Annotated in this window: 5 protein-coding genes; 1 reads left to right on the top strand and 4 read right to left on the bottom strand. The window is 69.1% G+C overall.

The features are described from left to right. Positions 1–66: 66 nt before the first annotated feature. From HMPREF3165_RS00995 to HMPREF3165_RS00980, 4 genes are all read right to left on the bottom strand, one after another. Complete coding sequence (locus tag HMPREF3165_RS00995; RefSeq protein ID WP_070510170.1) at positions 67–1,059, bottom strand: FKBP-type peptidyl-prolyl cis-trans isomerase; 993 nt, start codon at positions 1,057–1,059, stop codon at positions 67–69. Positions 1,060–1,099: 40 nt separating this feature from the next. After that, complete coding sequence (locus HMPREF3165_RS00990) at positions 1,100–1,492, bottom strand: HesB/IscA family protein (protein ID WP_070510173.1); 393 nt, start codon at positions 1,490–1,492, stop codon at positions 1,100–1,102. A gap of 235 nt (positions 1,493–1,727) precedes the next feature. Beyond that, positions 1,728–3,386, bottom strand: coding sequence for an ABC-F family ATP-binding cassette domain-containing protein (locus tag HMPREF3165_RS00985; protein ID WP_010615070.1), 1,659 nt, complete (start codon positions 3,384–3,386; stop codon positions 1,728–1,730). A gap of 48 nt (positions 3,387–3,434) precedes the next feature. Further along, positions 3,435–4,091, bottom strand: coding sequence for a hypothetical protein (locus HMPREF3165_RS00980; protein WP_070510166.1), 657 nt, complete (start codon positions 4,089–4,091; stop codon positions 3,435–3,437). 376 nt (positions 4,092–4,467) lie between these two features. On the opposite strand from HMPREF3165_RS00980, the gene HMPREF3165_RS00975 reads away from it, so the two are divergent. Next, the gene (locus HMPREF3165_RS00975; protein ID WP_070510163.1) at positions 4,468–6,588 is read left to right on the top strand and encodes a glucose PTS transporter subunit IIA; all 2,121 of its coding nucleotides are present in this window, start codon (positions 4,468–4,470) and stop codon (positions 6,586–6,588) included. The last annotated feature ends 71 nt before the right edge of the window (positions 6,589–6,659 follow it).

Here is a 6,659-nt window from a genome sequence, read left to right as displayed (position 1 = left end):
CCGCACCCCTTCACGGGGTGCGGGCCACAAGCCTCATCGCGAGTGGTCGCCTGAGCGGCTCTCCGCTCAGATGACCTTCTCGAGGTCCATCACGAAGATGTACGCCGACTGACGCTGCCCCCCGTTGGAGTTACCGGGGGCCAGCAGCACGATCCTGGATCCCACTGGCAGCCCGGCCGCACGGATCTGTCCGGCCGGCATTGCGCTGGGGGCGTGATCCTCCCAGGTCGAGCTCCTCGTCGTGCCGTCCCACGAGGTGCGCGACATCTGGACGGCCACCGTGTCGGTCTCCTTGATGGCCGCGCCCTTTCCGCGGGCGACGACGAAGACCTCCGGCTGCAGAGGCTCCTCGGCCTTGGGGCCCGCAAGTCCGGCTGCGGGAGCACCCAGGTCGCCGGAGATCGTCACGCCGCGATCAGAGAGCTTCTTGACCTCCGCGGAGTCGATCGTGGCGTCCTTCGTGGACGGGGTCAGCTCATCGCCCGTGATGCGAGCAGTGATGTCGACGACGAAGACGAGCGGCCCGGTCGGTGAGTTCGGGCGAGCCGGATCGGCGGTCTCGCCGTAGGCGAGCTTGCCCGGGATCGACAGCTGGACGCGCTCACCGACCTTGTGCCCGGCCAGGCCGCAGGTCCATCCGGGGATGACCCCGGTCAGGCCGAAGGTGACCGGGGCACCCTTCTTGAAGGAGGAGTCGAAAGCCTCCGTTGACCCCCACTTCCAGCCCACGTAGTTTACGGTGACGACGTCGCCCGAGGACACCGCCGGGCCTTCCGCGGCGGTGAGTGTCTTGGAGACGAGGTTGGCAGGCGCCTGCTTCCCCTCACTCCAGGTGACGGTCGGCTCGGCTCCCGCATCGCCTCCGATCGCCGGAAGCGCCTCGGAGTCGGTCTCGATCGTTCCGGCCTCCTGAGCGCAGTCGATGATCGAGCGGGTCAGGGTCGGGGACGCCTGGGCCGACGGCGTGGCGGAGGCGTTCTTGGACGACCCCGAGCAGCCGGCCAGCGTGAGGCAGGCGGCCGCGGCCAGGGCGGTCAGGGTCAGGGATGTGCGGCGCACATGAGCTCCTTGAATGAGGGAGGGGCCTGCGCGGGAGGGATCAGTGGAAGGACTCGCCGCAGGCGCAGCTTCCGGCGGCGTTGGGGTTGTCGATGGTGAAGCCCTGCTTCTCGATGGTGTCGGCGAAGTCGATGGTGGCGCCCGACAGGTAGGGCACGCTCATGCGGTCGACAACCACTTCAACGCTAGCCATCTCGTCGCTGCCCGTGGGGAAGGCGCGCACGGCGTCGCCGTCCAAGAGACGCTCGTCGAAGTAGAGCTGGTAGACCAGTCCGGAGCAGCCGCCGGGCTGGACGGCCACGCGCAGGCGCAGGTCGTCGCGCCCCTCCTGGGCCAGGAGGCTGGCGACCTTAGCGGCGGCGGTCTCGGTGAGGATGACCTCGTGCTCGGGGGTCTGGGTGTCAGTGGTCTCAGTCAGGGCGGTCTCTGCCATGGTCATCTCCTGGTCTGGTGTGCCTACGTTCGTCTGCGGCGCCTCGTGCGGAGCCGCTGAAGGTCCTGCGGTGGCTCTCGTGACGAGCGCCTGAAGGATCCACTGGAGCCAACGCTCCAGCTCGATGCCTTGTTCCTGGTGACAACCCTACGCGGTCCGCACCGCAGAGCCGTGGTGAGGGGACTCACTGTGTCCGACGACGTCGCACCCGGGTCGGGAAGGTGCGGTCTGCCCCTCAGGCCAGGGCCACCAGCTCGAGGTACTCCGGCCCCCACAGGTCCTCGTCGCCGTCGGGCAGCAGGAGGACCCGGTCGGGGTTGAGGGCCTCGACGGCGCCCTCATCGTGAGTGACCAGGACGACGGCGCCGGCGAAGGTGCCCAGCGCCCCGAGGATCTCCTCGCGGCTGGCGGGGTCGAGGTTGTTCGTCGGCTCGTCGAGCAGGAGGACGTTGGCACTGGAGACCACGAGCATGGCCAGGGCCAGGCGGGTCTTCTCCCCGCCGGACAGGACCCGGGCGGGCTTGTCGGCGTCCGCGCCCGAGAAGAGGAAGGAGCCCAGGACGCTGCGCACCTGGGTGTCGTCCATGCCGGGGGCGGCGCGGCGCAGGTTCTCCACGACGCTCGCCGCGGTGTCGATGGTCTCGTGCTCCTGGGCGTAGTAGCCGATCTTGAGGCCGTGGCCGGGGATGACCTCTCCGGAGTCGGGCTCCTCCACCCCGCCGAGCAGGCGCAGGAGCGTGGTCTTGCCGGCGCCGTTGAGGCCCAGGACCACGACCCGGCTGCCTCGGTCGATGGCCAGGTCGACGCCTGCGAAGACCTCCAGGGAGCCGTAGGCCTTGGACAGCCCGGAGGCGCGCAGCGGGGTCTTGCCGCAGGGGGCGGGGTCGGGGAAGCGCAGGTGGGCGACCTTCTCCACAGCCGCCTCGTCCTCCAGGTCGGCCATGAGGCGTTCGGCCCGCTTGAGCATCTGCTGGGCGGCCACGGCCTTGGTGGCCTTGGCCCGCATCTTCTCCCCCTGGGCGCGCAGGGCGGCGGCCTTCTTCTCGGCGTTGGCGCGCTCCCGACGGCGCCGGTGCTCGTCGTCGGCGCGCTGCTTGAGGTAGGCGTCCCAGCCCAGGTGGTAGACGTCGAGGACCCCGCGACCGGCGTCGAGGTACATGACCTGGTTGACGGTGTCGCGCAGGAGCTCGACGTCGTGGCTGATGACGATGAAGCCCCCGGCGTAGGTACGCAGGTGGTCGCGCAGCCACAGGATCGAGTCGTGGTCGAGGTGGTTGGTGGGCTCATCGAGCAGGAGCGTGTCGGGCTGCTGGAACAGCACCCGGGAGAGCTCGACCCGACGGCGCTGGCCACCTGAGAGCGTGCCGATGGGCTGGTCCAGGATGCGGTCGGGCAGGCCCAGCGCGGCACTGATGCGGGCGGCCTCGGAGGCGGCGGCATAGCCGCCGGCCATGGTGAACTCGTGGTCCAGGCGCGTGTAGCGGTCCAGGGCCTTGGCCTGAGCCTCACCCTCGGTGACGGCGATGCGCTCCTCGGCCTTGCGGATGCGGGCCAGGAGCGCGTCGATGCCGCGGGCCGAGAGGATCCGGTCACGGGCGATCTCGCTCAAGTCCCCGACCTTGGTGTCCTGGGGCAGGTAGCCCACCGAGCTCGTGCAGGTGATCGTGCCCTCGTGCTCGACGGCCTCCAGCCCGTGGCGCTCGTCGGCGTCGTTGACGGCACGGCCGGCGCCCTGGGCCACGGAGGCGGCGGCGAGCAGCTTGGTCATCGTGGTCTTGCCGGCGCCATTACGACCCACGAGGCCGATGCGCATCCCCTTGTCGACCCGGAAGCCGGCGTGAGCGACGAGCTGGCGAGCACCGATGCGCATGGTGAGGTCCTGGACATTAATCACGCGCGCCATCGTACGGGCCCGCCGGCGCTGCCCGCCGCAACGGGCCTATCAGTCCCACCACATCCACCAGCCGACCGCGCCGCCGGCCCACTCGGGCCGGGTACGCACGATATCGTCGGGAATGCAGCCGGCGTCGAGCTCGTACCGGTCCCTGACCCGCTCCCACAGCGCGGAGCACTGGCAGTCCCGGCTGTGCTCGACGAGGACCTCGTAGCCCTGCAGGTCGGCGTCGGCGACCCACAGGGCCTCGGCGCTCAGCCGCTCGTCCTCCCGCTGGGGGCCGATGCCGTAGCCGCACAGGCGCACCTGCCCGTCCGCTCCGGCGCAGGCGGTCAGCATCGTCTTGAGGCTCGGGGCGAGGTTCTGGCGGTCGCTCAGTGCCGCAGCCGGCAGCCGGTTCAGCAGGTCGGCCGCGGTGGCGGCGTCCATGCCGCGGAAGGGCACGTAGTCGCTCACCGGGGCGCCCCTGGCATCCAGTCGCAGCGGGCTCTCCCCCGGCAGGCAGCGCGGGGTGTCGAGCCAGGGCTCCAGCAGCCGCCACAGGCCGATGCGCACCGTCCACCCCGGTGGACCGTAGAGCCGCGGCAAGTCGGGCGCGGCGGTCGGGGCCGGGACGGGAGGCGGAGTCGTGGTGGGCGGGCGAACCGGGATGTTCGGTAGGACCGGCGATGCCGGCTGTGCGGCCAGGGAGGTCTGCGCGCTCATGTCGAGCTCCTTCGCGTGAGACGGGGTCGGTGTGCCTCAAGCGTGCAAAACCCGCTCCCGTGGTGCACCCACTGACCCGAGCACCTGTGCGCACGCCCCGTCTCAACTGCGCAAACACCGACCAGTGGATACCGGGATCGCGCAGATTCTTGGCCATTGTTCGTCTTGGGCCAGGTGCGGGCGCCATCCAGACGGACTGTTCCCTTTTTGTTCTGAGCCGTGAGACAGTACCCTCTTCCTCAACCACCTTTTTGCGCCCGCGCGGCGCACGAGGTGTCAGATCCCCACCACCGAGAGCGAGCCCGTCGGAGACTTCGGAGAGCACTGGGGTGCATCCTCCGTCCTCGTCACCTTCGCTCAGTAGGAAAGGGCCCGAATGGCAACCACGACCTCAACCCCTGAGGCAATCCTCGACGCCGTGGGCGGCGCCGAGAACATCATCCATTTCACCCACTGCGCCACCCGACTGCGCTTCGAGCTCAAGGACGCCTCCGGCATCGACAAGGCGGCCGTCGAGGCCATCCCGGGCGTCATGGGCGCCGTTCCCCAGTCCGGGGACCGCTACCAGATCGTCATCGGTGGTGCGGTGCAGAGCGTGTACGACGAGATCAACAGCCTGCCGGCCATGAAGAGCCAGGGCGGCTCCTCCGGCTCGGGCCAGTCCGACGCCGACGTCAAGGCCGCCGCCCGGGCCAAGGCCCGTGGCAAGAACGCGCTGGTCGACGCCTTCTTCGAGTACCTGTCCGACTCCTTCCGCCCCCTGCTGCCGGCGCTGCTGGGTGCCTCCCTCATCATCGCGGGCGAGGCCATCTGTGAGGCCTTCGGCCTCATCGACACCCACGTGCCCAACGACCAGAAGCCCACCACGCTGCTGTTCGTCGACGCCATGTTCCGTGCCGTCTTCTACTTCCTGCCGGTCATGGTGGCCTACAACGCCTCCAAGAAGCTCAAGATCGACCCGTGGGTCGGCACAGCGATCATGGCGGCGCTGCTGACGCCGGAGTACATTTTCCTGAGTGATAAGGCGCTCCAGGAGAAGGGCGTGATTGACTGCGTCCACAACGCCTCCGTCAATTCCGATCTGTGCACGGCCCATATCGCTGGGCTGCCCATGCAGCTCAACAACTACGGCGGTCAGGTCTTCGTCCCCCTCATGATGGTGGCCATCCTGGCACTGGTCTACAAGGGACTGGTCAAGGTCGTTCCGTCCAACGTGCAGATGGTCTTCGTGCCCTTCCTGTCCTTCGTCATCATGATGCCGGTGACGGCCTTCCTCATCGGCCCCCTGGGCGTGTGGATCGGTACCGGCCTGGGCACGGCCCTGTTCTGGCTGAACTCTCACGCCCCGATCATCTTCGCGATCCTCATCCCCATGGTCTACCCCTTCCTGGTGCCGCTGGGCCTGCACTGGCCGCTCAACGCCCTCATGCTGGCCAACATCGCCTCGGCGGCCACGAACCACACCGACTTCATCCAGGGCCCCATGGGCGCCTGGAACTTCGCCTGCTTCGGTGCCACCGCGGCAGTCCTCGTGTGGTCCGTCCGCGACAAGGACGATGAGATGCGCCAGACCGCCACCGGTGCCCTCTTCGCCGGTCTGCTCGGTGGCATCTCCGAGCCGAGCCTCTACGGTATCCACCTGCGCTTCAAGCGCATCTACCCGTTCATGCTCGTCGGTTGTGCCGTCGGTGGCCTCGTTCAGGGCATCGGCAGCATGCTGGGAGGCATCGAGGGCGTCACGACCACGACCTTCGCCTTCACCTCGCTGCTGACCATCCCGGTCTTCAACCCCATGTGGCTCTACGGCATCGCCGTCGCCGCGGCCTTCGCCACCTCCTTCTTCCTCATCGTCACCTTCGGCTACCGCACCAAGGAGGAGCGGGCCGAGGCGCTCGCCGCAGCGGGCGTCACCAAGGGCGGCGAGACCACCGTCTCGGCTCCGGCCCAGACCGCTGCGGCTGCCGCTCCCGTGGAGGAGGGCGACCGGACTGCGAAGGCCCCCACGCCCAAGCCGGCCCTGGTTCCCGGTGCGGTCACTGAGATCGCCTCGCCGCTCAAGGCCACGACCATGGACCTGGACAAGGTTCCCGACCCGGTGTTCTCCTCGGGCGCCGTCGGTCAGGGCGTGGGTCTGGAGCCCCAGGGCGACATCGTCGTCACGGCTCCGGCGGACGGCACCGTCGTCGTGGCCCCGTCCTCGGGGCACGCCTTCGGCATCACCCTGGACAGCGGCGTGGAGATCCTCATCCACGTGGGTCTGGACACCGTCAACCTGGAGGGCCAGGGCTTCGACGTCAAGGTCTCCCAGGGCGACCGCGTCAGCGCGGGCCAGGAGCTCGTCCGCGTGGACCGTTCCGTCATCGAGCAGGCCGGTTACCCGCTGACCACACCGGTGCTCGTCACCAACACCGCCTCCTTCGCCTCGGTCGAGGTCGTCGGCGGCGACTCGGTGGAGCCCGGCGAGGCCCTCATCAAGGTCACCGCACCTGAGGCCTGAGCCTGACATGACGCTGCCGACCTGATCGGCCGCTGACACAGCGGTGGGGCCGGATCCGTCCATGGACGGAT

This window comes from Actinomyces sp. HMSC08A09, assembly GCF_001807465.1.
GTDB lineage: Bacteria > Actinomycetota > Actinomycetes > Actinomycetales > Actinomycetaceae > Actinomyces > Actinomyces oris.
This window is presented reverse-complemented; position numbering and strand designations above follow the sequence as displayed.

Coding starts and splice junctions, on each gene's coding strand:
- HMPREF3165_RS00990 (WP_070510173.1), bottom strand. CDS start 1,492: ATGGCAGAGACCGCCCTGACTGAGACCACTGACACCCAGACCCCCGAG.
- HMPREF3165_RS00980 (WP_070510166.1), bottom strand. CDS start 4,091: ATGAGCGCGCAGACCTCCCTGGCCGCACAGCCGGCATCGCCGGTCCTA.
- HMPREF3165_RS00975 (WP_070510163.1), top strand. CDS start 4,468: ATGGCAACCACGACCTCAACCCCTGAGGCAATCCTCGACGCCGTGGGC.